Origin of the sequence: Rhizobium sp. RU33A (assembly GCF_900156055.1) — a bacterium.
Taxonomy (GTDB): domain Bacteria; phylum Pseudomonadota; class Alphaproteobacteria; order Rhizobiales; family Rhizobiaceae; genus Allorhizobium.
The window spans coordinates 739,481-761,558 of sequence record NZ_FTMQ01000003.1 but is presented as its reverse complement, the minus strand read 5'-3'; the positions used below and the strand labels follow the sequence as shown (position 1 = coordinate 761,558).

At 60.4% G+C, this 22,078-nt stretch carries 22 protein-coding genes and 5 tRNA genes; 14 read left to right on the top strand and 13 right to left on the bottom strand.

The features are described from left to right. The first annotated feature begins 200 nt into the window (after positions 1–200). From BW978_RS14725 to BW978_RS14710, 4 genes are all read left to right on the top strand, one after another. Positions 201–1,229: an amino acid ABC transporter substrate-binding protein gene (locus BW978_RS14725; RefSeq protein ID WP_076396250.1), complete on the top strand. Its 1,029-nt coding sequence runs from the start codon at positions 201–203 to the stop codon at positions 1,227–1,229. A gap of 166 nt (positions 1,230–1,395) precedes the next feature. Continuing rightward, entirely contained in the window at positions 1,396–2,589 is a 1,194-nt protein-coding gene (locus BW978_RS14720) for an amino acid ABC transporter permease (protein ID WP_076396248.1), read from the top strand. A gap of 35 nt (positions 2,590–2,624) precedes the next feature. Then, positions 2,625–3,743 carry an amino acid ABC transporter permease gene (locus BW978_RS14715; RefSeq protein ID WP_244551972.1) on the top strand — a complete coding sequence of 373 codons (1,119 nt, stop codon included), beginning with the start codon at positions 2,625–2,627 and terminating at the stop codon, positions 3,741–3,743. 18 nt (positions 3,744–3,761) lie between these two features. Further along, positions 3,762–4,535: an amino acid ABC transporter ATP-binding protein gene (locus BW978_RS14710; protein ID WP_076396244.1), complete on the top strand. Its 774-nt coding sequence runs from the start codon at positions 3,762–3,764 to the stop codon at positions 4,533–4,535. An 84-nt stretch (positions 4,536–4,619) separates the two neighbouring features. Here the strand turns inward: BW978_RS14710 and BW978_RS14705 are convergent, their stop codons facing one another. Next, positions 4,620–5,345 carry a nuclease gene (locus BW978_RS14705; RefSeq protein ID WP_083697599.1) on the bottom strand — a complete coding sequence of 242 codons (726 nt, stop codon included), beginning with the start codon at positions 5,343–5,345 and terminating at the stop codon, positions 4,620–4,622. A 410-nt stretch (positions 5,346–5,755) separates the two neighbouring features. Here BW978_RS14705 and BW978_RS14700 point away from each other — a divergent pair, with 410 nt between their 5' ends. After that, a complete protein-coding gene (locus tag BW978_RS14700) occupies positions 5,756–6,673 on the top strand; it encodes an LAPAL motif-containing putative phage structural protein (RefSeq protein ID WP_076396242.1) in 918 nt (305 codons plus the stop codon). Positions 6,674–7,044: 371 nt separating this feature from the next. Here BW978_RS14700 and BW978_RS14690 read toward each other — a convergent pair. The 5 genes from BW978_RS14690 to BW978_RS14670 all read right to left on the bottom strand — a co-directional run bounded on the left by BW978_RS14690 (position 7,045) and on the right by BW978_RS14670 (position 8,781). Continuing rightward, positions 7,045–7,121, bottom strand: a tRNA-Arg gene (locus BW978_RS14690). A 33-nt stretch (positions 7,122–7,154) separates the two neighbouring features. Further along, positions 7,155–7,460, bottom strand: a complete 306-nt coding sequence (locus tag BW978_RS14685) for an ETC complex I subunit (protein ID WP_076396238.1) — start codon at positions 7,458–7,460, stop codon at positions 7,155–7,157. 80 nt (positions 7,461–7,540) lie between these two features. Continuing rightward, a tRNA-Pro gene (locus tag BW978_RS14680) sits at positions 7,541–7,617 on the bottom strand. Positions 7,618–7,721: 104 nt separating this feature from the next. After that, a complete protein-coding gene (locus BW978_RS14675) occupies positions 7,722–8,198 on the bottom strand; it encodes a DUF192 domain-containing protein (RefSeq protein WP_076396236.1) in 477 nt (158 codons plus the stop codon). 4 nt (positions 8,199–8,202) lie between these two features. Then, positions 8,203–8,781: a cold-shock protein gene (locus BW978_RS14670; RefSeq protein ID WP_076396234.1), complete on the bottom strand. Its 579-nt coding sequence runs from the start codon at positions 8,779–8,781 to the stop codon at positions 8,203–8,205. A 182-nt stretch (positions 8,782–8,963) separates the two neighbouring features. Here BW978_RS14670 and gloA point away from each other — a divergent pair, with 182 nt between their 5' ends. The 5 genes from gloA to BW978_RS14645 all read left to right on the top strand — a co-directional run bounded on the left by gloA (position 8,964) and on the right by BW978_RS14645 (position 11,215). After that, entirely contained in the window at positions 8,964–9,404 is a 441-nt protein-coding gene (gene gloA, locus BW978_RS14665) for a lactoylglutathione lyase (RefSeq protein WP_076396231.1), read from the top strand. 105 nt (positions 9,405–9,509) lie between these two features. Then, positions 9,510–10,490 carry a hypothetical protein gene (locus BW978_RS14660; protein WP_076396229.1) on the top strand — a complete coding sequence of 327 codons (981 nt, stop codon included), beginning with the start codon at positions 9,510–9,512 and terminating at the stop codon, positions 10,488–10,490. 160 nt (positions 10,491–10,650) lie between these two features. Further along, positions 10,651–10,725 (top strand) — tRNA-Glu (locus BW978_RS14655). 170 nt (positions 10,726–10,895) lie between these two features. Next, a tRNA-Glu gene (locus tag BW978_RS14650) sits at positions 10,896–10,970 on the top strand. A 170-nt stretch (positions 10,971–11,140) separates the two neighbouring features. Continuing rightward, positions 11,141–11,215 (top strand) — tRNA-Glu (locus BW978_RS14645). A 35-nt stretch (positions 11,216–11,250) separates the two neighbouring features. On the opposite strand, the gene recJ is transcribed toward BW978_RS14645, so the two are convergent. The 5 genes from recJ to BW978_RS14620 all read right to left on the bottom strand — a co-directional run bounded on the left by recJ (position 11,251) and on the right by BW978_RS14620 (position 16,952). Then, on the bottom strand, positions 11,251–13,056 hold the full coding sequence (gene recJ, locus BW978_RS14640; RefSeq protein WP_076396227.1) for a single-stranded-DNA-specific exonuclease RecJ: 1,806 nt from the start codon (positions 13,054–13,056) through the stop codon (positions 11,251–11,253). Positions 13,057–13,195: 139 nt separating this feature from the next. Then, positions 13,196–13,405 (bottom strand): hypothetical protein, encoded by a 210-nt coding sequence (locus tag BW978_RS14635; protein ID WP_076396225.1) that lies wholly within the window; start codon positions 13,403–13,405, stop codon positions 13,196–13,198. A gap of 168 nt (positions 13,406–13,573) precedes the next feature. Continuing rightward, entirely contained in the window at positions 13,574–14,893 is a 1,320-nt protein-coding gene (locus BW978_RS14630; protein WP_076396223.1) for a homoserine dehydrogenase, read from the bottom strand. Between the two features lie 72 nt (positions 14,894–14,965). Further along, the gene (locus BW978_RS14625; RefSeq protein WP_054150219.1) at positions 14,966–16,183 is read right to left on the bottom strand and encodes an LL-diaminopimelate aminotransferase; all 1,218 of its coding nucleotides are present in this window, start codon (positions 16,181–16,183) and stop codon (positions 14,966–14,968) included. A gap of 229 nt (positions 16,184–16,412) precedes the next feature. Continuing rightward, positions 16,413–16,952, bottom strand: a complete 540-nt coding sequence (locus tag BW978_RS14620; RefSeq protein ID WP_244551964.1) for an SHOCT domain-containing protein — start codon at positions 16,950–16,952, stop codon at positions 16,413–16,415. Positions 16,953–16,983: 31 nt separating this feature from the next. Here BW978_RS14620 and phaC point away from each other — a divergent pair, with 31 nt between their 5' ends. Continuing rightward, positions 16,984–18,816, top strand: coding sequence for a PHA/PHB synthase family protein (phaC, locus tag BW978_RS14615; protein ID WP_076396221.1), 1,833 nt, complete (start codon positions 16,984–16,986; stop codon positions 18,814–18,816). 39 nt (positions 18,817–18,855) lie between these two features. Here the strand turns inward: phaC and BW978_RS14610 are convergent, their stop codons facing one another. Beyond that, complete coding sequence (locus BW978_RS14610; RefSeq protein ID WP_076396559.1) at positions 18,856–19,647, bottom strand: SDR family oxidoreductase; 792 nt, start codon at positions 19,645–19,647, stop codon at positions 18,856–18,858. A 2-nt stretch (positions 19,648–19,649) separates the two neighbouring features. Next, positions 19,650–19,979, bottom strand: coding sequence for a nuclear transport factor 2 family protein (locus tag BW978_RS14605; protein WP_076396219.1), 330 nt, complete (start codon positions 19,977–19,979; stop codon positions 19,650–19,652). A 77-nt stretch (positions 19,980–20,056) separates the two neighbouring features. Between BW978_RS14605 and BW978_RS14600 the strand changes: the two genes are divergently transcribed. The 3 genes from BW978_RS14600 to map are packed head-to-tail and all read left to right on the top strand — an operon-like array spanning position 20,057 to position 22,044. After that, a complete protein-coding gene (locus tag BW978_RS14600) occupies positions 20,057–20,440 on the top strand; it encodes a winged helix-turn-helix transcriptional regulator (protein WP_139330539.1) in 384 nt (127 codons plus the stop codon). 18 nt (positions 20,441–20,458) lie between these two features. Next, positions 20,459–21,178, top strand: a complete 720-nt coding sequence (gene sfsA / locus BW978_RS14595; RefSeq protein WP_076396217.1) for a DNA/RNA nuclease SfsA — start codon at positions 20,459–20,461, stop codon at positions 21,176–21,178. 41 nt (positions 21,179–21,219) lie between these two features. Continuing rightward, complete coding sequence (gene map / locus BW978_RS14590; protein ID WP_076396215.1) at positions 21,220–22,044, top strand: type I methionyl aminopeptidase; 825 nt, start codon at positions 21,220–21,222, stop codon at positions 22,042–22,044. Positions 22,045–22,078: the final 34 nt, after the last annotated feature.

Below are 22,078 nucleotides of genomic sequence, written 5' to 3'. Positions count from 1 at the left end.
CACACATTTTTGCCTATTTGGAGGGCGAATTTGGTAAATTCGCGCTTTTGTGGCCGTTCTGCGGCATAAAGACTTGACCCTGCATGAATTTACGAATGGAATATGAAGGCTCGCACCGGGAGGCTGCGGGCCGACGTACGCTGCTGAATTCGGCTGGTGGCCGTCGCTGGCATACAACAAGAGAAAAAAGGTTGGGAAAAATGAACAACAAGTTCCTGTCAGCTGCCATTGGCGCTGCGGTCCTGGGTTTTGGCGCGTCTGCAGCTTCTGCCGCGACGCTTGATGACGTGAAGGCCAAGGGTTTCGTCCAGTGCGGCGTGAACACGGGTCTTGCCGGCTTTGCTTCGCCGGATGCTGCTGGCAACTGGACCGGCTTCGACGTCGATTACTGCAAGGCCGTTGCTGCTGCCGTCTTTGGTGACGCCACCAAGGTCAAGTACACGCCGACCACCGCCCAGAGCCGCTTCACGGCGCTACAGTCTGGCGAAGTCGACATGCTCGCACGCAACACCACCTGGACTATCAGCCGCGACACCGCGCTCGGCTTCAACTTCCGCACCGTCAACTACTATGACGGCCAGGGCTTCATGGTCACCAAGGGCCTGAACGTCAAGTCTGCTCTCGAACTCTCGGGCGCTGCCGTCTGCGTTCAGTCCGGCACCACGACCGAACTCAACCTCGCCGACTACTTCAAGGCCAACAACCTCGAGTACAAGCCGGTCGTTTTCGAAAAGCTGGAAGAAGTCAACGCTGCCTACCAGGCCGGCCGTTGCGACGTCTACACGACCGACCAGTCGGGCCTGTACTCGCTGCGTCTGACGCTCACCAACCCGGACGATCACGTCATTCTGCCGGAAATCATCTCGAAGGAGCCGCTTGGCCCGGCCGTTCGTCAGGGTGACGACCAGTGGTTCGATATCGTTTCGTGGACCCACTACGCCCTGGTACAGGCTGAAGAATTCGGCATCACCCAGGCCAATGTCGACGAAATCAAGTCGACTTCTACCAACCCTGACATCATGCGCTTCCTCGGTGCCGAAGCCGACACCAAGATCGGTACTGACCTCGGCCTCACCAATGACTGGGCCTACAACATCATCAAGGGCGTCGGTAACTACGGCGAAGTCTTTGAGCGCAACATCGGCGCCAGCACCCCGCTCAAGATCGAGCGCGGCGTGAACGCCCTGTGGACCAACGGTGGTCTGCAGTACGCACCGCCGATCCGCTAAGATCAGGCTGGACTTTGCGAGGCGGCGAAAGCCGCCTCGCGCTTATCGGGACTACGTGTTCAGACCGGTACGAGCGCTGCGGTCAGCGGCGACATCAGAGAATGCCGGCTGTCTCGAAAAACAATAACATTTAAGGCTCACAGAAGCCTCGGGGATTTGGCACAGCATGACAGATCACGCCACCAGTTTGCCCGCCGAAGGGCGGAGCTTTGGCTCGCTGATCTACGATCCGAAAGTAAGATCGATCTTCTTTCAGGTCGCTACGATCGCCGTCATGACGTTTATCGTCTGGACCATTGCAAACAACACCATCGCAAACCTGGCCCGCAGCAACACGGCTACGGGCTATGACTTCCTGAACGGCCGCGCCGGTTTCGATATCGGGCAGAGCCTGATCGACTACTCGTCAGATTCGACGTATGGCAGAGCAATTCTCGTTGGTCTGCTCAACACCCTGTTGATCGCCGCAACCGGTATCATTACCGCGACCGTAATCGGCTTTCTCATTGGTGTCGGCCGCCTGTCGCGGAACTGGCTGATTGCCAAGCTCTGCACCGTCTATGTGGAGGCCTTCCGCAACCTGCCGCCGCTGCTCGTCATCTTCTTCTGGTATTCGGGCGTGCTTTCGACCCTGCCGCAGCCGCGTGACTCGCTCGAGCTGCCGTTCTCAACCTTCCTCAACAATCGTGGTCTCGCCTTCCCGAAGCCGATCTGGGGTGATGGGGCCAGCATGATCCCGATCGCCTTGCTCGTCGGCATCATCCTGACCATCGTCATCGCGCGCTTTGCCAAGGCGCGGCAGATGCGGACCGGGCAGATCTTCCCGACCGGCTGGGTTGGCCTTGGCCTGATCGTCGGCCTGCCGGTTCTCGCCTTCCTGGCGGCCGGCTCGCCATTGACGTTCGACTATCCCGTCGCAAGCCGCTTCAACATGTCCGGCGGCGCCGTCATCGCTCCGGAATTCGTCGCGCTTTATCTCGCGCTGTCATTCTACACGGCTGCCTTCATCGCGGAAATCATCCGCGCCGGCATCAAGGGCGTGTCGAAAGGCCAGACGGAAGCCGCCTCAGCTCTTGGTCTGCAGCCCTCGACCACAACGCGTCTCGTGATCGTACCGCAGGCGATGCGCATCATCATTCCGCCACTCACCAGCCAGTACCTTAACCTGACGAAGAACTCGTCTCTGGGCGTCGCCGTCGGCTTCCCAGAGCTGGTCTCGACGGGCGGGACCACTCTCAACCAGACCGGACAGGCGATCGAGATCGTGTCGATCTGGCTCGTGGTCTATCTCTCCATCAGCATTGTGACCTCGCTCTTCATGAACTGGTTCAATGCAAGAATGGCCCTGGTGGAGCGTTGATCATGGCATATGAAGTCACTTATGTCCGCCAGGAAATGCTGGCTCCGCTGCCCCCGCCGACCTCGGAAGCGAGCATCGTCGGCTGGATTCGAAAGAATCTTCTGGCAACCCCGAAGGATGTCATTCTGACCATCATCGGGCTCGCCGTACTGGCTATGATCCTGCCCGGGGCCATCAATTTCCTGTTCCTTGACGCTGCGTGGTTCGGTGCCGATCGCTCTGTCTGCGCGACAATCGCCCAGGGCGGCACCCAGCCTGACGGTTGGAAAGGCGCTTGCTGGGCCTTCGTCGAGAGCCGCTTCTCGCAGTTCATCTTCGGGCGATACCCGCTTGAGGAACGCTGGCGCGTCATTCTCGTCGGCGTGGCGTTCATCGCACTTCTGGTGCCGATGCTGATCCCCAAGGCGCCGCGCAAGGGCCTTAACGCCGCTCTGCTGTTCATCGTCTTCCCGGTCGTCGCCTTCTTCCTGCTGCATGGCGGGTTCGGCCTCACAGAAGTCGAAACCCCGCTCTGGGGCGGCCTGATGGTAACGCTGATCCTGTCCTTCGTGGGCATCGCCGTCTCGTTGCCACTCGGCATCCTGCTGGCACTTGGCCGCCGTTCGGACATGCCTGTCATCAAGATGATCTGCGTCGTCTTCATTGAAGTGGTGCGCGGCGTGCCGCTGATCACCGTGCTCTTCATGGCCAATGTGATGCTGCCGCTCTTCATGCCGACGGGCTGGACGATCGACAACTTCCTACGTGCGCTGGTCGGCGTGTCGTTGTTTGCCTCTGCCTACATGGCGGAAGTGGTGCGCGGCGGCCTGCAGGCGATCCCGAAGGGTCAGTATGAGGGCGCAGACTCGCTCGGCCTCTCCTACTGGCAGAAGACACGCCTGATCATCCTGCCGCAGGCGATCAAGCTGGTGATCCCGGGCATCGTCAATACCTTCATCGGTCTGTTCAAGGATACCTCGCTCGTGTCGATCATCGGCATGTTCGACCTCCTGGGCATCGTCCGTCTCAACTTCACCGATGCCACCTGGGCCACACCTGTGACACCGCTCACGGGTCTGATCTTCGCTGGCTTCGTATTCTGGATCTTCTGCTTCGGCATGTCGCGCTACTCCGCCTTCATGGAGCGGCACCTCGACACCGGCCACAAGCGATAAGGACAAGGGGAAAAAACAATGGCTGAAGCCAATTCCGCTAAAAAGACCGTGTCGGGCACCGATGTGGCGGTCGAACTGATCAACATGAACAAGTGGTACGGGGATTTCCACGTGCTGCGAGACATCAACCTCAAGGTGATGAAGGGCGAACGCATCGTCGTGGCCGGACCATCCGGATCCGGCAAATCGACGATGATCCGCTGCATCAATCGACTCGAGGAACACCAGACGGGCAATATCCTGGTCGACAACATCGAACTGACCAACGACCTGAAGAAGATCGACGAAGTTCGGCGTGAAGTCGGGATGGTGTTCCAGCACTTCAACCTGTTCCCGCACTTGACCATCCTCGAAAACTGCACGCTGGCCCCGATCTGGGTGCGCAAGATGCCGAAGAAGGATGCCGAGGAAATTGCGATGCACTTCCTGAAGCGCGTCAAGATCCCGGAACAGGCCAACAAATATCCCGGTCAGCTCTCCGGTGGTCAGCAGCAGCGCGTGGCAATCGCTCGTGCGCTCTGCATGAAGCCGAAGATCATGCTGTTCGACGAGCCGACCTCGGCGCTCGACCCTGAGATGGTCAAGGAAGTGCTCGACACCATGGTCGGTCTTGCCGAAGAAGGCATGACGATGATCTGCGTCACCCATGAAATGGGCTTCGCTCGTCAGGTTGCCGACCGCGTGATCTTCATGGACCAGGGTCAGATCGTTGAGCAGAATTCGCCGGCCGAGTTCTTCGACAATCCGCAGCATGAGCGCACCAGGCTGTTCCTCAGCCAGATCCTGCACTGATCTGCCTGTCAGGCACAAAACAGAAGAGCCCGCCGCGACACCGCGGCGGGCTCTTCTGCATTGAGGGCAAGACATCAGCTGCCGTCAGGGGCACCAGCTCTGCTGACGCGCCATGCGCGGCTTGGCCAAACCTTCCGAGACGAGTATGGAGCCCAGTGAGCGTCCGTCGCGGGTCGCCACGCGCAAGACCCCGGCTGCGGCGCCTGTTGCTTGCACCTTGAGCGTTTCGAGATCGAATCGGCCGGAACTCAAGAGATCCTTGAGCCGCACCTTGGCGGCGAAGCCCCGGTCGCGTTCCTGCTGGCAGGCGGCGCCATCGGTGCGCGGGGCGGCAATATCCGCCAGCACGATCTTCGTCTTGCGATACCAGAAGGTGTCGCCACTCATGACGCAGTTGTCGAGCCCGGAGGTGCCGCAGAAATAGAACTTTCCAGAGAAGTTCTCACCCGTCAGTGCCGCCGTCTCGGTCGAAGCCACGGCAGGCCGTGACGCAGGCACCGCCGCCTTTGTCACACCGACTGAGGCTGGTGGTACAGGCCCCTTCGCGGCAGTCGATTGCGTCTTGGGCTGTGACTGCTTTTCCCGGGTCGCGTCCGGTTTCGGCGCCGGGCTGGCCGCCACGGATCGCTCCTTCGACAGCCAAGGTGACAGTTCCTTGAGGACGGTGGCCCTGTTGTCATAGAGCGCGATACCGCCGGCAACCACCGCTAGGATGGCGAGCCAGGATGTCATGCCCTGACCTGCGGAAGAACGGCTCGACTTGCGACGTTTGGCGGGCGCGCGGCGGGAAGAAGCGGTGCGACTGGACATGGTTAACCTCTCGTGAGCGCATCATGACGTTCAAGGGTTTCCGAAAGGTTGGCAAGGATGAAAAAACGTCGCGCTGTTTTGATTCTGCACAGGTCGTTTAAGCGCAGGAAGAAGGAAGCTCGGCGGTCCGGCTAGTCGTCATGCATCGTGGCAGAGGATGGCGATCCCTGTAGGGCTCGAACTGTCGAGCTATCTCAAATACTTGGCCTTGGTCGTTGGTCGCATCCTCATGCCCTATAAAAACATTGAAGGAAATTCTAGGCCTGGTTGCACCTGCAAGCCTGTTGAGGTGTGACCCTTGACTGTACGGGTCTCGCGAGGCATCACCCCCGTCGCCCCATGGCTGCCTCTATGGTAGCGTATCGGTATGATGCACGTGCCGTTAACCGCTTCAGCCTAGGATTGAAAATATGCAGGGTATGGAGATTGGGCTAGGGGGGGCGATGCCGGCGCCAGACAGTGATATCGAGCTGAAGATTGACTTCAGAGAAAACGAGAGTTCGTCCGCGAGAGTTTTCGAAATCGCAGCCGAGCTTATCCGCGCACTGGAAGATATTGACAACGTTTTGGTAGCCACCGTGGATTCGGAGATATCCACGAGTTTGATCCTTGAGGACGTACAAAAGTCTAGCCTGAAAATCTTCTTAAAGAACGTGCTCAAGCAGCTCGATGACCAGGCCCTTAAGGATCTCGACTGGAAGCCCTTGGTCGGGCAATATCTGGTTAAAGCCAAGTACATCACACTGCGGTGGCTCGATCGGGAACTAGCTGAAGATCAGCCTGCAGGGATCGAGGACCTGACTGCGCAGATTGAAGCTTTGGCCAAGCAAGCAGATTTCCGCCACGTCCCCGGATATGCACCTATTAATCCGGTCCGCTTGGCGCAGAGTCTGGATGCAGTTCAACGTGCAAAGGGAAAATTTCTGCCGGGAGAAGGCCTAACGATCACCCTCGACAAGACGCAGTACGTTGTCAACCTGCAGGAAACGTGGCTGCCTTCCGAACGAATGGGAGACCTGCGAACCGCCCAGGAACTCTCGAATACCGTCGACATAGTACTGGTCATCCGAAAGCCAGACATGCTGGGAAAAAGTCAGTGGCAGTTCCGGCATGGCAAGAAGAATTTCAGCTCAGCCATAAAGGACCAGGAATGGCTCGACGAGTTCTATCGGGGACATCACCCACTAAGCCCAGGTGACGCCCTCCGAGTGCGGGTTCGCCACGATCACAAGTACGACGAGGCGGGCGAGCTGATAGAAAAGTCGGAGACCATTATCAAAGTGCTTGGGGTCATAAAAAAAGAACCGCCGCCCGAACAACTCTTTTAAGCCCTTCCCTCTGCGCTCCCGGCCACAAATGCTTGAATCTATGCAGATCGATTTGCAGGACACGACGCTACCGGCTGATCCTGAGCAAGCACTCGCCATCATCAACTTGACAGGCGTAAGGGCTCACTTCTGGGGAGGCAGTCAACGTATGATCACCGCGTGGGGAAATACATCCCAGCTCCAAGAAATTCGCTTGATCATATCGGGACACCACTACGAGCCCGAGCAACAGCCCTACGATGAGGGGGATATTTAGAGCTGTCGCTAGCCGGTTTGGCCTCAGGGCCGACCAAATTTCTTAAATATCAAAGGCATCCGGCAGTGGTTAGCCACGGATGCTCCTGTTACCTACTGGACGTTTCTCAAATAGTTGGCGATCCCTGTAGGGCTCGAACCTACGACCTAGTGCTTAGAAGGCACTTGCTCTATCCAGCTGAGCTAAGGGACCGTCTGAGGACCGCAGAAAGCGGTTGAAGCCGGTTCAGTGCGTCCAGGGCTGCAGACGATTGTAGCGGAAGTTGTCGGTGTAGGACACGACCTGGCGCTTGGCTTCCTTCGGCAGAAGCACGCGATACTCGATGCCCTCGCGCGTGGCATAGGCCTCGGCCTGCTCAAGCGTTTCGAAGGTCAGCTTGACCTGCTGCCGGGTGTCTCCGGAGGTCGTGTAGCCCATCATCGGATCGATCTTGCGCGGCGCGGACTGGTCGAATTCCAGGACCCAGAGATGGGTCTTTGCCTTGCCGGACTGCATGGCGGTTTTCGCGGGACGGTAGATCTTTGCAGACATGGGTCTCATCCATCTCCAAGACTTCACGGCAAGGCCTGCCGTACACTTCCCGACCGCCTTAGCCGGCGGTCTTTGATTGCTGGTCGGAGTGGAGAGATTCGAACTCCCGACCCTCTGGTCCCAAACCAGATGCGCTACCAGGCTGCGCTACACTCCGTTCCAGCAATGTTGCCGGAATACACGGTTCACCCTGCCCCCGCAACAGTAAAAAAGCGGTTTTACCGACACTGATTTTTCAGGCGAGAGAGAGCGGCGGCTTCGTCATTTCGGCAGATCGAGCGGCAAGACCAGGCGCGCGGATGTATCGAGCCCGAGTTCGGCCGCATGACCGCCGCGAATCTCCAGCGCGTAGCGGACCGGTTCTCCGGAGGACACGATCGATTCGGACAGGGGCGTGGTGCGCTCTGCGATGCGAACGATGCGGCCGGTCTCGTCGATGAAGATCATGTCCAGCGAGGATGGCGTGCTGGCCATCCACATGGTGACCATCCGGGTATCACCGAAATCGAACAACATGCCGGTTCGATCGGGAAGCGGCGGCCGTTCCATCAGTCCCCTCGCCCGCTGTTCGGCCGTCAGGGCCCATTCCACGTCGATCGTGATGGTTTCGCCTGCGCTCGTTTCAAAGGCGAGCTGACCGCGTTCGAAGGTCACCTCGCCCAAAGCCGAAGCGACAGGACCGAAAAACACGAAAAGCGCCGCAAGGGCGCTTCTCAGGAGAATTGACATGCCGGCCATAGGCTCAATGCGCCCGTGCTGCGGGGCCGGGATTATCCGGATGGATTTCGGCGGCCATCAGCCCCTTGTCCCCAGGTCCGAAGCGCACGAGGACCGTCTGACCCGGACGCAGTTCCGTCAGACCGAACCGCCGCAGGGTTTCCATGTGGACGAAGATGTCTTCCGTGCCCTCGCCGCGCGTCAGGAAGCCGAAACCCTTGGTGCGGTTGAACCACTTGACCAGAGCGCGCTCAAGCCCGCTGGTCGGCGTGACCTGGACATGGGTGCGGACCGGCGGCATCTGCGAGGGATGGATCGCGGTCGACTGGTCCATCGACAGAATGCGGAAGGCCTGGTAGCCGCGATCACGCTTCTGGATGAGCGCCACGATGCGCGTGCCTTCGAGAATGGTCTGGTATCCGTCGCGACGCAGGCAGGTCACGTGCAGGAGGACATCCTGCATGCCGTTGTCCGGAACGATGAAGCCGAACCCCTTGGCGACGTCGAACCACTTCACGATACCGGTGATCTCCATGAGATCTACGGCTTCGCCGGACAGTTCTTCGAACTCGCCGAGCCCTTTCGATGGCATCCTGTCCGTCATTTCCCCAAGCCCCTCGAAAACGCGTCACATTGCTCAGTTAACTGATTCTTGAGATTCAGATTAACATTTGGTCAACGGATCTGCGCAAGCCCTAGTTTTACATTTCACCAATTGCTTTTGCACCACAGCCTTGCTCGAAGCTGACGGCTGTTCCATATCGTCCGGGTCAAAGGAGAACACCCATGCGCTACCTACACACCATGGTCCGAGTGAAGGATCTCGAGGCTTCCCTGCACTTCTATTGCGAGCTTTTCGGCCTGACCGAAATCCGCCGCTATGAAAACGAGAAAGGCCGCTTCACCCTGGTCTTTTTGACCGCCGAGAAGGATCTCGACAAGGCGAAGGCCGACATGTCGCCCTGCCTGGAGCTCACCTATAATTGGGATACCGAAGACTATACGGGCGGCCGCAATTTCGGCCACCTCGCCTACGAGGTCGACGATATCTATGCGATCTGCCAGAAGCTGATGGACAATGGCGTCACCATCAACCGTCCGCCGCGCGATGGCCACATGGCCTTTGTCCGCTCGCCGGATGGCATCTCGATCGAGATCCTGCAGAAGGGGGAAAACCTGGCGCCAGCCGAGCCCTGGGCCTCGATGCCGAACACCGGCGCCTGGTAAGACCACCGCCTCGCGCAAGTTTGCGCACCTAATCTCCGCATCAGACGAGGGCCGCCACGGCGGCCCTCCCTGCTTCCCCGATGGGAGCGATGACGGAGACCTGCCATGACCAACAATTCCCATGCTCGCAGACCCAGCCTCGGCATTCTTGCCGTCGCCAGCGGCCTGATGCTCGCCTCTTGCCAGACGAGCGCGGACGAAGTGCTCTCGCTCGGAGAAGCCACGCCCGCGGAAGAAGCGTCCGGCAAGTCTGTCGGCAAGAAGGCGTTCCGCGATCCCTATGTGAGTGCCGTTTCGGGACAGGTTGCCGACGCATCGGCCTCTATGCCGTCCCAGAACGAGACGGACCCTGCGCGCCTGAAGCGCAAGCCGGTGCCGATGGCCGCCGCCTATAGCGACATTGCCGAACCGCCGCCGGAAGTTCTCGCCCTGCAGCAACAGGCGACACAAGGCGATCCCCGACAGGCCGCCACCCAGGCCGCCGCCGATCTCGGCGACCTTACCATGCAGCCGACCAATGCCTCGCCCAGGAGCAACAGCCTGTTCTCTGCCGGCCAGAGGCAGCAGGCGGCAGCCGTGCAGGCCATGGAGCCAGCTAACGCCCAGGCGGCGGCCGGCGAACCTGTGCCGAGCGGCAGCCTCGTGCCGAACGAAATGCCGACGCTTGGTGTCAATGCGGTCAGCAAGAGCCTGTTCAGCCCGTCTGCCGAACAGCAGATGCTGATGCAACAGCGGGCACTGGAGGAACAGGCGCGCGCGGAAGCCGCAGTTCAGGCTCCGCTCGCCGAGCCTGCAGCAGTCGGCAGCGAAGAACCGGTCCTGACGAAACTCTCAGATCCCCGTCCAAAACGGAAGATGCTTGCACTTCGCGAACCCGTCGGCTCGGTGCCGGATCGAGTTCAGCTGACGCCAGACCAGTTGCAGGCCATGGGTGCCGTCGAGGAAGCCGATCCGGCCGAGCCGCTCTCTGCCGAGGAACTGGTGGCGGATGCCGAGGCCGCAAAGAAGAAGAAGGGATGGATGCCATCCTTTTCGGATCTCTTGAAGGGCGGTAAGAAATCACCGCCGACGACAGTCGAGCCTTGATTTCGCCGGCAAGCGGCGCGGGCGCCAAGTCCTTCCAAAGACAGGGATTATCTGCATTTCCAGGGGCGTTCGCGGCCCCTGTCACATTTTTTGCATGAAAGGTGAAAATGCCGCTTGCGGTCTTCAAACAGCCTGACTATAAGGGCGCCACGAAGCAGACGCGCCCTTCGTCTATCGGTTAGGACACCAGATTTTCATTCTGGGAAGAGGGGTTCGACTCCCCTAGGGCGTGCCACTTCGTTTCTCTTTTCCAGACATTGTGAACTTCTTGATCGGTGTATCACCGCACGTAGTTGCGCCGCCGTTGCGCAGTTTCACCCGCTCAGAATTTTTCCACTTCGGATCGTCAAATTTCCGCTTGCGGTCGTCAGGAGGCCTGACTATAAGGGCGCCACCGAAGCGCACGCGCCCTTCGTCTATCGGTTAGGACACCAGATTTTCATTCTGGGAAGAGGGGTTCGACTCCCCTAGGGCGTGCCACTTCGATCTCTCACCGACATTGCAGAACCTGTGGACAAGAAATGCGCAAGTGCTTGTTTGTCCTTACGTTACCGTCCCTCGCCAAGCCTGTGGATAAAATCGTCACACGGGCTGAAAGAGCGCTTGCGCTTCGGCCGAGTTCCGGTCATAAGGGCGCCACCGAAGCGCACGCGCCCTTCGTCTATCGGTTAGGACACCAGATTTTCATTCTGGGAAGAGGGGTTCGACTCCCCTAGGGCGTGCCACTTCGATCCCCTACATGATTAGCCTATCAGCCCGTTCACGGCGCCTTGGCGGCGTCCATGACTCGGAACTGCACCCGCCTGTTGCCCTGCCAATGGTCAGCACTTAACGTGCCTGCGACATGCACCTGGTTGCCACGATTGTTCATCAGAAAATGGCCGAGATCGGTTTCGGCGGCGCGGAATGCTATTCCCTCCAGTCGACTGCCGTCCATGCCTTCGAGCGTGATCTTGATATGGGTGGTGCCGACGGGACGGGCGTCCCTCAGGCGGTGCAACGGCACGGCAAAGATCGGCTGCGGATGACCGGAGCCATAGGGACCGGCGGCCTCCAGCTGGTCAACCAGCGCCAGCGTCGCGCCAGACGCGCCGATTGCGCCATCGATCTTCAGCGTCTGGTTTGCCGCCAGCGCCGAGACCTGCGCGGAGGCCTGCTCCTCGAAGAAGCTGCGCAGCCGGCCGAGATTAGCGCGATCGACCGTCAGACCGGCCGCCATGGCATGACCACCGCCCTTGACCAGAAGCCCTTCGTCCACGGCTGCACGCACCATTCGTCCCATGTCGAAGCCATTGATGGAGCGGCCCGAACCGGTGCCCTTACCGAGCGGATCGAAGGCAATCGCGAACGCGGGGCGTTTGAACTTCTCCTTCAGGCGGGCCGCCAGCAGCCCGACGATGCCCGGATGCCACTGCTCCTTGGCGGTCACGATGACAGAAGCTTTTTCACCCGTCCCATATTCGGCCATGGCCTCGGCTTCCGCCTCAGCGAGCATCACCGCTTCCATCGCCTGGCGCTCGCGATTCAGCTCGTCAAGCTTGGCGGCGATCTGGTCTGCTTCACTCGCATCGTCCAGCGTCAGCAGCCGGCTGCCGAGTGCCGCATCGCCGATTCGGCCGCCTGCATTGATTCTGGGGCCGAGAAGAAATCCGAAATGATAGGGCGTCACAGGCCCACCGATGCCCGCCACCCGCAGCAGGGCCGCGAGCCCGGCATTGTTCTGATGGCGAGCCGCGATCAGCCCCTTCGTCACATAGGCGCGATTGAGGCCCTTGAGCGGCACGACATCGCAGACGGTCGCCAGCGCCACAAGGTCGAGCCAGGCGAGCAGATCGAGCGAGCGCGCATGCGGATGGCCTGCCTCGCGCAGGACGCGGAGGGTCGCGACCAGCACCATGAAGACGACGCCGGCAGCACAGAGATGGCCCTGCCCTGAAAGGTCGTCCTCGCGATTCGGATTAACCAGAGCATGGCAGACCGGCATCTCGTGGCCCATCTGGTGGTGGTCGATGACGACGACATCGACGCCGCGCCGCTCGGCAGCCCCCAGGGCTTCGATGCTGGTCGAACCGCAGTCGACGGTAATCAGGAGATTGGCGCCGCGCTCGATCAGTTGGTCGATGGCGGCGGCATTGGGGCCATAGCCTTCAAAAATGCGGTCCGGGATGTAGATCTCGGCCTCTACACCGAAATGGTGCAGGAAGCGCGCCATGAGGGCCGAAGAAGCAGCCCCGTCGACGTCATAGTCGCCGAAAATGGCGACGCGTTCCTTTCGGTCGATCGCGCCGAAGATGCGTGCCGCCGCCGCATCGCACTCGGTCAGCTTTGAGGGATCCGGCATCAGACTGCGGATGGTCGGGTCGAGAAATGCCGGCGCCTCGTCCACGCCCACGCCGCGGCCTGCCAGAACGCGCGCGACGAGTTCGGGGATACCGTGGAGCTGGCTGATGGCCAGCGCCCTGTTCTGTCCGGCCTGGTCCGTGCGCGACATCCAGCGCTGGCCACTTGCTGACTGCTCAACGCCGAGAAAGGCGCGGATGACGGGATCTACCGGTTCGGTCGACATTCTTGCTCTTTACGGGGCGCGGCCGAGGGTGTGGCTGCGCAACAGGACCTTAGACGGCGGAACCGCCCTTCCCCGTTCTATACCGATCGAAAAAAATCACCAGAGGCAGGAAGCCTCATTCAACCCGGTCGCAGCCGGATCACGCCATCAGCCAGGCGACCAGGGCGAATGGCACTGCCATGACAGCAGCGAAGGCCAAGAGCGGCCCCAAGCCGGACTTCGTCTGCGCGGCCCGCAAACCTGCGTGCTCAACCTGGCCCTGATATATGGCAGACTCATCGTTTCGGCTCGGCGCCGGCGGGGCATTGCCCACGTCGTCCCAAAGCGCACGCCCCTCGCCCAGTGCCATCGCCGAACTCCTCCCCAAGATCTCGACAGTGGACGCAGACTACGCCCGCATTAGACTTTTGGCGAGAGTGGAAGTTTTGACAGGGCCGAAATCATCAGATTAGTGGCATTTCAGACAATGCCATGCCGTTCGGAGGCCGGCTTGGCCTTCGAACGGCAACTCTTGAACTCAGGTCTTGGGGCGCTCGATGCGAATCACCTGCGGCTCGCCGATCAGGTAGCCCTCGCGCTTGATTGCGTCGACGGCCTTGCGGACGGCGCTTTCCATCGTCGCGTGGGTCACGAGGATGATCGTCTGGGGACGGTCCGGCGTTACCGGTTGCTTCGAATGCTGGACGATCGATTCGAGCGAAATGGCGTTCTCCGCCATCTTCGTTGCAATGCTGGCGAAGACACCGGTGCGGTCCTGCACGGTCAGGCGGATGAAGTATCCGCCTTCGTGGCTCTGCATCTCGGCCTGGCGATAGGGTTCAAGCAAATGGGCCGGGCGACCGAGAACGGGCACTTCCTGGGCACCGGGGCGGCTTTTTGCGATGTCGGTGATGTCGCCGAGCACGGCGGATGCCGTCGCATTGCCACCGGCGCCCGGGCCGACCATCAGCAATTCGCCGAGAATGTCCGATTCAAGTGCCACCGCATTGGTAACGCCGTCGACCTGAGCAATGACCGAATCGAGCGGAACCATCGTCGGGTGGACGCGCTGCTCGATGCCGCTTTCGGTCTTCTGGGCAACACCGAGAAGCTTGATGCGATAGCCGAGATCGGCAGCCGCATGGATATCCTCGATCGAGATATTGGTGATGCCTTCGAGGTAGATCTGGTCGGCCGAGATTTCGCAGCCGAAGGCAAGCGTCGTCAGGATCGACAGCTTGTGAGCCGTGTCATTGCCCTCGATGTCGAAGCTTGGATCAGCTTCGGCATAACCGAGGCGCTGGGCTTCCTTCAAGCAGTCGGCGAAGGACAGGCCCTCGCGTTCCATCCGCGTCAGGATGTAATTGCAGGTACCGTTCATGATCCCGTAGATGCGGGAAAAGCTGTTGCCGGTGAGCGATTCGCGAAGCGTCTTGATGACCGGAATGCCGCCGGCGACCGCCGCCTCGTAGTTCAGAAGACGACCCTTTTCCTCGGCGAGCTTGGCCAGCTCCACACCGTGACGCGACAGGAGCGCCTTGTTGGCCGTCACGACATGCAGACCGCGTCCAAGCGCTGCACGGACCGAGTCTTCGGCTGCCCCTTCGGAGCCACCAACGAGTTCCACGAAGACCTCGATATCGGCTTCCTTCGCCATCTCAACCGGATCGGTATACCAGGCAATGCCGTCCATCTGGATGCCGCGATCCTTCGATGCGTCACGGGCAGAGACGGCCGTCACGGTAATCGGGCGCCCGCAGGCAACGGCAAGCGCATCGGCGCGGGTCTGAAGGATACGGACAAGCGAGGCACCGACGGTGCCGAGACCCGCCACGCCGATTTTAAGGGCATTCGCCATGAGGCATTCCTGACGTCATCGAAAAGGAAGTGAGGCGGTCCTGACGGGACCGCCTTTGGATCAACGCGGGGCTCAACGGTGAGCGTTGAGCGAAATCACGTTGTGCATCGTCTCGTCGGCCGTCGACAGGAACTTCTTGATGTTGCGGGCGGCCTGGCGGATGCGGTGTTCGTTCTCGACGAGCGCGAGACGGACATACTCGTCGCCCATTTCACCGAAGCCGATGCCAGGGGCAACGGCCACATCGGCCTTCTCCACCAGCAGCTTGGAGAATTCCAGCGAACCGAGATGACGGAATTTTTCCGGGATCTTGGCCCAGGCAAACATCGTCGCTGCCGGCGGCGGCACTTCGAAGCCAGCCTTGCCGAAGCTCTCGACCATCACGTCGCGGCGGCGATGGTAGACGCTGCGGACTTCCGCAATGTCGGAGCCGTCGCCATTCAGGGCGTGGGTCGCGGCCACCTGGATCGGCGTAAACGCGCCGTAGTCCAGGTAGGACTTGACGCGCGTCAGCGCCGAGATCAGGCGTTCGTTGCCGACCGCAAAGCCCATGCGCCAGCCAGGCATGGAGAAGGTCTTCGACATCGAGGTGAATTCGACGGTGCAGTCCATGGCGCCCGGCACTTCAAGCACTGATGGAGGCGGATTGCCGTCGAAGTAGATTTCCGAATAGGCAAGGTCAGAGAGCACGATGATGTCATGCTTCTTCGCGAAAGCGATGACGTCCTTGTAGAAGTCGAGGCTCGCGACTCGGGCCGTCGGGTTCGACGGATAGTTGATGATCAGCGCCAGCGGCTTCGGGATCGAGTGCTTCACGGCGCGCTCGAGCGGCGGGAAGAAGGTCTCGTCCGGCTCGATCGAGATCGAGCGGATGACGCCGCCGGTCATCAGGAACCCGAAGGCATGGATCGGATAGGTCGGGTTCGGGCAGAGGATGACATCACCCGGCGCGGTGATCGCCTGCGCCATATTGGCGAAGCCTTCCTTCGAGCCGAGCGTCGCGACGACCTGCGTATCGGGATTAAGCTTCACATTGAAGCGACGGGCGTAGTATGCCGCCTGGGCGCGGCGCAGGCCTGGTATGCCCTTGGAGGAGGAATAACGATGAGTGCGCGGGTCCTGGACCACTTCGCAAAGCTTGTCGACGATCGCCTGCGGGGTCGGAAGATCGGGATTGCCCATGCCGAGATCGATGATGTCGGCGCCACCGGCTCGCGCGCTCGCCTTCAAACGGTTGACCTGTTCGAAAACATAGGGCGGCAGCCGCCGGACTTTGTGAAACTCTTCCATCTTCAACCCCTGAAACCGCGCGGATCATAACCGCGGCAGGCGCGCTCGTTTTCCCAGTGACCACGCGCTCCGCAACGAACCGCAGAACCGAATGCACGTGATGATATCCCAATCAGAGCGCTCGCAGGAAATTTTGTCGCAAATCCGGCGCGAAGCCTGAATCGCCGACGAAATTTTATGTCAAAAACGCTTCGGTTGCTTTGCGAAAAAAACGCCGCCAGCGCAAGCCTTAATTGGCGATCTGAGCCTGCGTTTCGGGCCCGTGCTGGGCTGCGAGATTGCGCAGTTCAGCCAGTCTTGCCTGATATGCCGCTTCGGTGATCGTGCCGGCCTGACGGGCTGCACCCAACGAGCTCAACTGGGCCTGCAGCGCGGTCGCCTCTTCATTGCTCAACTGGACATTCGCGGCATTCAGCGAGCCGGCAAAATTCGGATAGCCGTCGGCATAGGTCGGGCGGGCTTGTGGCGCGTCCGGATTGTCCGGATCCTCGACATTGACTTCCAGCGCTGTCGGCACCGCCGCGACTTGCGTCGTCGCTGGCGCAGAAGACTGGCAGCCCGTGCCCGCCATGAGCGCGACGAAGGCCAGGACGAGCGCCTGCAGAGAATGACCCGAGAGACTGAACTTCTTGTGCACCATGGCCCCGACCGCCCGCATCTGCGCGGAAAACTGACATTCCTCAAGGGCGCAACCGTCGATCCTCATCGAAAGACTATGCGCCAACAGCTGGAACTTGTAGTCGTTTTCATGCAGGATACGCAAATACAAAAGACGCCAGAACAATCCTGGGGAGGACGGCATGGACAGGACGCGGGAAGAAGCCGAAGCAAGTGCCGCGTTCGATCCGAAGCTGATCGAGCCCTACATCATCAAGGATCCGCAGGCGCTCACCATCAACGCCGCCAAGGCACTGGAAAACCTCGGCAAGGCCGCCTCTGTCTGGCTCAAGCCCCGAGAAGCAGTAGACTTCGTTGATCCCGTTTCCGAGCCGATGGCCGAGCTTGTGAAGATCATGGGCAAGGTGGCGGAATACTGGATGTCCGACCCGAAACGGACGCTCGAAGCGCAGACCCACCTGCTCAACGCAGTCTTCGTCGTCTGGAGCCGGTCGCTGGCGCGATTCGCCGCACCGGAACAGGCCGTCGCCGATGCTCTGCCCAAAGACAAACGCTTCTCCGACGAGGATTGGGAGCGCAATCCGTTTTTCGATTTCCTCCGCCAGACCTATGTCGTCTTGACCCAGTGGGCAGAAAAGATGGTCAATGACGCTGGCGGGCTCGACGAGCATACACGGCACAAGGCCAATTTCTACATGCGGCAGATCACGGCCGCACTCTCTCCCGCCAATTTCGTCGCGACCAATCCGCAACTCTACAAGGAGACGGTGCAGAGCAGCGGCGCAAACCTCGTCAAGGGTATGCAGATGCTCGCCGAGGACATTGCCGCCGGCGGCGGAGATCTCTGTATCCGCCAGACCGATACCAGCAAGTTCGCCGTCGGCGAAAATATGGCGATCACGCCGGGCAAGGTCATCGCCCAGAGCGACGTCTGCGAGGTCATCCAGTATGACGCGACCACAGAGACGGTGCTGAAGCGCCCTCTCCTCATCTGCCCACCGTGGATCAACAAGTTCTACATTCTCGATCTCAATCCGCAGAAGAGCTTCATCAAGTGGTGCGTCGACCAGGGCCACACAGTTTTCGTGATCTCCTGGGTCAATCCGGACGAGCGCCATGCGGCCAAGGACTGGGAAGCCTATATCCGCGAGGGCGTCGATTTTGCGCTCGACACGGTGGAGAAGGCGACCGGGGAAAAAGAAGTCAACGCCATCGGCTACTGCGTCGGCGGGACGCTGCTTGCGGCGGCTCTGGCTCTTCACGCCCAGGAGAAGAACAAGCGGATCGCCAGTGCCACGCTGTTCACCACCCAGGTCGACTTCACCTATGCCGGTGACCTCAAGGTCTTCGTCGACGAGGAGCAACTGTCGGGCCTCGAAGAGAAAATGAAGTCCACGGGCTATCTCGACGGTTCGAAAATGGCAGCGGCCTTCAACATGCTGCGCTCCTCCGAGCTGATCTGGCCCTATTTCGTCAACAACTACCTGAAGGGTCAGGATCCGATGCCCTTCGATCTCCTCTACTGGAACTCCGATTCGACGCGGATGGCGGCGGCAAACCACTCCTTTTATCTGCGCAACTGCTACCTCAACAACACGCTGAGCCAGGGCAAGATGCAGCTTGCAGGCAAGACGCTGTCGCTGAAGGACGTGAAGATCCCGATCTACAATCTGGCTACCAAGGAAGACCATATCGCGCCTGCCAAGTCAGTCTTCGTGGGAAGCAGCCTGTTCGGTGGTCCGGTCGATTTCGTCGTCTCAGGCTCGGGCCATATCGCCGGCGTCGTCAATCCGCCGGACAAGCAGAAGTACCAGTACTGGACCAATGGGAAGGTTGCGGGAACCTACGAAGACTGGATGGCGAATGCCAAGGAGACATCCGGTTCCTGGTGGCCTCACTGGCAGGTCTGGATCGAAAAGCTTGCCGATGAACGCGTTCCGGCGCGCAAGCCGGGTGGTGATGCCTTGAATGCGATTGTGGACGCGCCCGGACGTTATGTTTTGGCGCGAGTGTAAAGCCGATGGAGCTTTAAAAGCTCCACCTGCTCCACCGCTTCACAGTGTCGGTACCGTGCCGCCATCGATCACATAATCCGCACCGTGAATTGATGCTGCGCGTTCGGACGAAAGGAAAGCCACGAGTTCGGCGACCTCGTCTGGCCAAGCCGGTCGGCCGATCGGGATGCCGCCCAACGCGTCCATGATGCCCTGGCGCGCCTGATCCTCACCAAACCCGCCACTTTCAGCCAGGCGTTGCACCATGCGGTCGGCCGCCGATGTGCGGATCCAGCCCGGCGACACCGCGTTGACGCGCACACCTGATGGCCCCACCTCCTTCGACAGCGACTTGCTATAGCTTGCGAGTGCCGCCTTGGCTGCCGCGTAGGCCATCGTTGAATCATGCAGCGGCAATCGATGCTGGATTGATGCGATATGGATCACCGCACCCTTCCGGCGCTCCATCATCTGAGGCACCAGCAGGCGATCGAGGCGAACGGCCGCCAGAAGATTGAGCGACAACTCCTGCTGCCAGAACTCTTCCGTCGCCGCTCTGAAGCCGCCGCCGGGGGTGGACGAGCCGCCGAGTGAATGGACAAGAATGTCCACCCCGCCGAATTCAGAGAGCGCATGGTTTGCCAACGTAACCACGCCCTCGGACGTTGACAGGTCGGCCTTGACGAATGCCACGCCCTTCTCCGGTGCTTCGGGCAAGTTTCGCGCGGCTGTCGCAACCTGCGCTCCGCCGCGAATGAAGCGCTTCACGATCGCCTCGCCTGCCCCCATCGTGCCGCCGGTGACAACGACGCGTTTATTCGCGAATTCCGTCGGATCGACCCTGAAATGCATGCTCATGGCGCGATCTCCAGGCGGGAGATCAGGCCGCGCTCGGTCGCAAAGCGGTAGCGCAGGGTGATAGGGCTGCCCGGAAAGTTTCCGGAGACTCTGGCCGTGGCAATGATGGTGTCACCGTCAGTCTCAACATTGAGAAGTTCGGAATGGTCATCGTAGGCCGCGACGGTCTCCGTCATCCAGGCGCGGATTTCGTGCGGGCCGCGATGTATGCGGCTTTCGTCGTGGACCACGGCAGTCTCGGAAAATCCGGAAAGTGCTCGTGCGAGGTCGCGCACATTTCTGCCTTCGAAATAGGCCTCGACAGGCCCGGTCATTGTGTTCGACATAGGATCAGATCTTTCGTTCTCAGTTGCGAAAGAGCGGCGCGCTTGCTCGAAGACGAAGATGGCGATACGCTTCAAAAATGACAAGAACAGACGAAAAAGTAAGGTACCCACTAAAAAGTAAGGATGCCTTCCTGACGCCCGCCGACGGGGCCGAAGGCGTGGAAAACGCTTTGCGGATGCTGGAAGGTCGCTGGAAGCTGGTGATCCTGTTTCATCTCTTCGGCGGCGCGGCGCTGCGCTTCTCGGAGCTGGAGCGATCCATCCCGGGGATTTCGCAGAAGATGTTGATCCAGCAGCTTCGCCAGATGGAAAGCGATGGCATTGTCCGGCGCATCGTTCATCATCAGGTGCCACCCAAGGTGGAGTATTGCCTGACGGACTGGGGACAGGCGCTCTGCCCTGCCCTTGATGCGCTGCTGACCTGGGCGATCAACAAGCCCGATGACGATCCGGCTGCCTGAACCTCTGCAAAGACAGTCATGATCTTTTCTCCGCCCCTCATCCCTGCCCGGCTCGTGCGTCGCTACAAGCGCTTCCTCTTCGATGCGCTGTTGGAAAATGGCACTGAAATCACCGGGTTCTGTCCGAACACGGGCTCGATGCGCGGGCTGACCGAGCCAGGATCGCGGATCTGGCTTTCGCAGCACGAAGCCGCGACGCGCAAATATGCTCACGCCCTCGAACTTGTCGAGGCGGACGGGACTGTGGTCGGGGTCAACACCGCCATGCCGAACCGGCTTGCGGAGGAGGCGATCCTGGCCGGACTTGTGCCGGAACTTTCAGGCTTTTCCTCCCTGAAGCGCGAGCAGCGTTACGGCCGCAATTCGCGGATCGACATCCTGCTGGAGGACACGACCAAGGGCAGCGTGCATGTCGAGGTGAAGAACGTGCATTTCATCCGAGAGGCAGGGCTTGCAGAGTTTCCCGACAGCGTAACGACCCGCGGCGCCAAGCACCTCGACGAGATGGGCGACCTTGTCGAAGCCGGCCGGCGGGCGGCCATGCTTTTCGTCATCCAGCGCGCCGATTGCGACCGCTTGAGAATCTGCTCCGATCTCGACCCTGGTTATGGCCGCGCCTTCGCCCGTGCGATCGCTCGCGGTGTGGAGGCCTATGCTCTGCGCTGCCACCTTGAACCGGGCAAAATCGTGCCTGAAAGCCTCATCCGGATAGACGAAGACGGGTTTGGTCGTTTATGAACGGGCAAAGCTCCTAGATTAGAACTTGCGAAAGCCACCCCATGGTCACCTATATCGACGCGGCGACGGCACCGCTCAAGAACACCGGCGCGATCCGCCTCTACGGTGCAGACGACTTCGAAGGCATGCGCCGCGCCTGCCAGTTAACCGCCCGCTGCCTCGATGCGCTCGTGCCGATGGTCAAGCCTGGCGTGACGACAGCCGCCATCGACAAGTTCGTCTTCGAGTTCGGTGCCGATCACGGCGCACTGCCCGCGACACTGAACTATCGCGGTTACAAGTATTCGGTCTGCACCTCGATCAACCACGTCGTCTGTCACGGCATGCCCGACGACAAGCCGCTGCGTGACGGCGATATCGTCAATATCGACGTGACTTACCTGCTCGATGGCTGGCACGGCGATTCAAGCCGCATGTATCCGGTTGGGCAGGTCAAGCGTGCTGCCGAGCGGCTAATGGAAGTCACCTATGAATCCCTGATGCGCGGCATCGCCGCCGTGCGTCCCGGTGCCCGTACCGGTGCCATCGGCGAAGCGATCCAGATATATGCCGAGGCGGAACGCTGTTCCGTGGTGCGCGACTTCTGCGGCCACGGCGTCGGGCGTCTCTTCCACGACAGCCCGAACATCCTGCATTACGGCAAGGCAAACGAGGGTCCGGAACTGCGCGAGGGCATGATCTTCACTATCGAGCCGATGATCAACCTCGGCAAGCCGCATGTGAAGGTACTCTCGGACGGCTGGACCGCCGTCACCCGCGACCGGTCGCTGACGGCACAGTATGAACACACAGTCGGCGTGACCGCAAATGGCTGCGAGATCTTCACCCTCTCGCCTGCCGGCCTCGACCGTCCGGGCCTCGGCTGACAGACGCGCGTCAATACGACCTGCCGCAACTTGA

Bases quoted from the DNA above. Each gene is read 5' to 3' on its own strand.
- BW978_RS14725 (WP_076396250.1), top strand. From the start codon at position 201: ATGAACAACAAGTTCCTGTCAGCTGCCATTGGCGCTGCGGTCCTGGGT.
- BW978_RS14720 (WP_076396248.1), top strand. From the start codon at position 1,396: ATGACAGATCACGCCACCAGTTTGCCCGCCGAAGGGCGGAGCTTTGGC.
- BW978_RS14715 (WP_244551972.1), top strand. From the start codon at position 2,625: ATGCTGGCTCCGCTGCCCCCGCCGACCTCGGAAGCGAGCATCGTCGGC.
- BW978_RS14710 (WP_076396244.1), top strand. From the start codon at position 3,762: ATGGCTGAAGCCAATTCCGCTAAAAAGACCGTGTCGGGCACCGATGTG.
- BW978_RS14705 (WP_083697599.1), bottom strand. From the start codon at position 5,345: ATGTCCAGTCGCACCGCTTCTTCCCGCCGCGCGCCCGCCAAACGTCGC.
- BW978_RS14700 (WP_076396242.1), top strand. From the start codon at position 5,756: ATGCAGGGTATGGAGATTGGGCTAGGGGGGGCGATGCCGGCGCCAGAC.
- BW978_RS14685 (WP_076396238.1), bottom strand. From the start codon at position 7,460: ATGTCTGCAAAGATCTACCGTCCCGCGAAAACCGCCATGCAGTCCGGC.
- BW978_RS14675 (WP_076396236.1), bottom strand. From the start codon at position 8,198: ATGGCCGGCATGTCAATTCTCCTGAGAAGCGCCCTTGCGGCGCTTTTC.
- BW978_RS14670 (WP_076396234.1), bottom strand. From the start codon at position 8,781: ATGACGGACAGGATGCCATCGAAAGGGCTCGGCGAGTTCGAAGAACTG.
- gloA (WP_076396231.1), top strand. From the start codon at position 8,964: ATGCGCTACCTACACACCATGGTCCGAGTGAAGGATCTCGAGGCTTCC.
- BW978_RS14660 (WP_076396229.1), top strand. From the start codon at position 9,510: ATGACCAACAATTCCCATGCTCGCAGACCCAGCCTCGGCATTCTTGCC.
- recJ (WP_076396227.1), bottom strand. From the start codon at position 13,056: ATGTCGACCGAACCGGTAGATCCCGTCATCCGCGCCTTTCTCGGCGTT.
- BW978_RS14635 (WP_076396225.1), bottom strand. From the start codon at position 13,405: ATGGCACTGGGCGAGGGGCGTGCGCTTTGGGACGACGTGGGCAATGCC.
- BW978_RS14630 (WP_076396223.1), bottom strand. From the start codon at position 14,893: ATGGCGAATGCCCTTAAAATCGGCGTGGCGGGTCTCGGCACCGTCGGT.
- BW978_RS14625 (WP_054150219.1), bottom strand. From the start codon at position 16,183: ATGGAAGAGTTTCACAAAGTCCGGCGGCTGCCGCCCTATGTTTTCGAA.
- phaC (WP_076396221.1), top strand. From the start codon at position 16,984: ATGGACAGGACGCGGGAAGAAGCCGAAGCAAGTGCCGCGTTCGATCCG.
- BW978_RS14610 (WP_076396559.1), bottom strand. From the start codon at position 19,647: ATGCATTTCAGGGTCGATCCGACGGAATTCGCGAATAAACGCGTCGTT.
- BW978_RS14605 (WP_076396219.1), bottom strand. From the start codon at position 19,979: ATGTCGAACACAATGACCGGGCCTGTCGAGGCCTATTTCGAAGGCAGA.
- BW978_RS14600 (WP_139330539.1), top strand. From the start codon at position 20,057: ATGACAAGAACAGACGAAAAAGTAAGGTACCCACTAAAAAGTAAGGAT.
- sfsA (WP_076396217.1), top strand. From the start codon at position 20,459: ATGATCTTTTCTCCGCCCCTCATCCCTGCCCGGCTCGTGCGTCGCTAC.
- map (WP_076396215.1), top strand. From the start codon at position 21,220: ATGGTCACCTATATCGACGCGGCGACGGCACCGCTCAAGAACACCGGC.